Raw genomic sequence first — 1763 nt, forward strand, 5'->3', positions numbered from 1 at the left:
ATTACAGCTATCCTAGCATGGAATCCTGGTGTAACAGTATTGGTTATCGCCTGCCTAAAGTTAAGGATTTAACTAATGCAAAACGCTATGAAATTACTGGAGGTACACCTTCATCATCAGGTGATTATTATATGCGTACAATTGGTGCAGGCTTGCTCGCTGAGTGGGGTAATATAGGCAAATATAATCGAGCCAACTTTGACGCCGTCCAATGGTACTGGACCAGTGATATAAAAGGTTTAAGTCGGTTCGTTGTTTTTCCTAAAGATGGTCATGTACATTGGGCTGAGCCCTCGTATGATAAATCGGTAGGGCTTTGCACTTATCCTTAGTATCTATTTCTTCTCCCTTAAGCTTTAAAGCTTGGGGGGAAAGGTGGCGTTAAATCATCAAGGAATGGTTGACCTTAAGAGTCAAGATAGTTGTCAAATAAAACGCGGTTTTGTAGTTTAGCCTCCCCCGGACATCATCATCCCTCAATCGGGGGGGGATTTTTTGAGCAGCAGTCGTTTCAGCGTTTAAAATTCCACCTTGCAATGTTGCCTTAAATAAATAATTCCGCTCTAACTATGGCGCTTTAGCTGTGTTTTTCCATCAAAAAAAGTTGAGGAGCGGGGTTTTTGGGGTTCTAAATCCTGCTTTGCAATGTTGCCTCAAATAAGTAATTCCGCTTTAAACTGTGGCGCTTTAGCTGTGTTTTTCCTACCAAAAAAAGTTGAGGAACGGGGTTTTTGGCATTTACTCCCTAAAATCAATAAATTGAAAAAAATTCCAAAAAAATAAAATTTTTCTAGAATTAAAAATTATGGTTTTTAAGGGTTTGTAAATTTGATATATATCAATTAAAGCATAATTTAATTAATAATTATTTAGTTCTTTTTCTGAAAAACTTTACAAAGATTAACGATATAAAATGAAAAATTTATTGTGCCATATTTTTCCAGTCATTATACTCTCAAATCATTTTAGCTGAGTAGCTAAAATTCAACCAATAAATATAAATTAGTAAATAAATCAAATATTTACTTGACAGGATGGTCGAATATGTATTACAATTTGCAAAAGCCTAGGGCAACCTATAATTTAAATTTGCCTAATTTAAACTCTCAGTTTTTTTTTCACTCTAGCTTATTAATCGACGAAAATTTAAGATCACGCATTAGATCGTCACGCCGATCATCATTCCGATCATCTCTCGGATCTAAATTACGCCGAAAGATCTTTTTACCGCTTGGACTGTTACTAATACCTTTTTATTCCAGCCATGCATTAACCGTTAAAACCTCGAATACAATTCAGGGAAATGAGCCTTATTTAACTTTCGATGGTGGTAGAACACGCGCGCTTAATATTGAAGCTTTGCTCGGTATTACACTCTCTGACGGAAAACAGTACACGACTAAAACGAATACTTCATCACCTTCAAACCCCATTGAGTTACCAGTTGCAGGTCAAAGTTTTGCTGATATAGATATGATCTTTCCAACGAATGTCGATTTAATCGCTTTAAAAAAACTTATTGGTCCGCCCAATAATTATTGGTGGGATGATGACGGTGATGGTGAGATTAATGTTAATGGTTTTTTAGAGTTATCTCTCGTTGATGAAAGAAGTAGAACAGTATCACGTAATACAGTGTTAAGGCCTTGTAAAGCGCCTTATGAGGTTATATTAACTAGTACCAATGGTACATTAACAACGCGTTATGGTATTCCAAATAGTAGTGATTTCAATCCTAGTCGGGTCACTTATTTTGTCAAACC

General features: G+C 36.0%; 2 protein-coding genes. Both read left to right on the forward strand.

The window, feature by feature from the left end; translation table 11 throughout:
* Nucleotides 1-332, forward strand: a 332-nt coding sequence (locus J3U16_RS11825; protein WP_267331139.1) for a hypothetical protein, incomplete at its 5' end; no start/stop codon positions are given.
* A gap of 712 nt (nt 333-1044) precedes the next feature.
* Nucleotides 1045-1763, forward strand: a 719-nt coding sequence (locus tag J3U16_RS11830; RefSeq protein WP_267343176.1) for a hypothetical protein, incomplete at its 3' end; no start/stop codon positions are given.

Source organism: Gilliamella sp. B3023, assembly GCF_026536845.1.
Classification (GTDB): Bacteria; Pseudomonadota; Gammaproteobacteria; order Enterobacterales; family Orbaceae; genus Gilliamella; species Gilliamella apicola_E.